Raw genomic sequence first — 776 nt, forward strand, 5'->3', positions numbered from 1 at the left:
AAAAGCCCTCCTTACAATCCCCATAACCATCGCCCGTCCGGCGGTCCAGTCCAACGAGGTTTATCCGCCGATATGACTTCACACCTTCTTCAAACTCGTCCGCGTCGGCGGATAAACGCTATTCGTTGGGCGTCATGAACACCATCTACGACACGATCGTTTGGTTGCAGTCGCAAGCAACTTCACACCAGTTTCCAATTGTTCAATTCTCCGGCGACACTGACATGGTTACTGCTGGGTGGGTTTCGCTCACCAGCATTGATAAGCCAGAAATTGTTGTTACCCAGACCACCGCAGCCGAACATCACGCAATTGCACAGGGCCATGATGGCTATTTGCAAGTCGAAAGCCGCATAAATGCGGCCCTTGGACGAACCGACCTCCGGTGTGCTTGGTTAGCCCGCGTCGAGCAATCATCCCCAATGATTCAAGGAACAACTTTTCAAGAGTTTCGAAAGTCGTATCAACCACCAAGGCTTCTTTTTAGAGACATTCTTGGCCATGAATCGTTGGCATCTGAAGCGTCCCGAACCACTCGCTCCGAATTCGAGCGTGGTGGTGGAAAGGTGCTTGTTCTCGAATGACGCCCAACATTCCAATCCACCGGACCTCCGGCAAGCTGCGCTTGCCTGCGTCCGGTGATTTACAACGTTACCGTGAAAGCCCCGGCGCGATGGGCGATGATGTAGCTCCCTGCCGGGTAGGCGGGATAGCGAGGAGAAGACCGGTCTGGCTAGGCGGCTGCGGTTTCGGGCCAATAGCCGAAACGTTTCAGC

The 776-nt window shown here is 54.1% G+C and carries 1 protein-coding gene; it reads left to right on the forward strand.

The annotated features are described in order from the left end of the window. Nucleotides 1-134 precede the first annotated feature (134 nt). Nucleotides 135-584 (forward strand): hypothetical protein, encoded by a 450-nt coding sequence (locus ACLIIZ_RS21090; RefSeq protein WP_416695669.1) that lies wholly within the window; start codon nt 135-137, stop codon nt 582-584. The last annotated feature ends 192 nt before the right edge of the window (nt 585-776 follow it).

Source organism: Azonexus caeni (genome assembly GCF_048146105.1).
Taxonomy (GTDB): Bacteria; Pseudomonadota; Gammaproteobacteria; order Burkholderiales; family Rhodocyclaceae; genus Azonexus; species Azonexus aromaticus_B.

Coding starts and splice junctions, on each gene's coding strand:
- ACLIIZ_RS21090 (WP_416695669.1), top strand. CDS start 135: ATGAACACCATCTACGACACGATCGTTTGGTTGCAGTCGCAAGCAACT.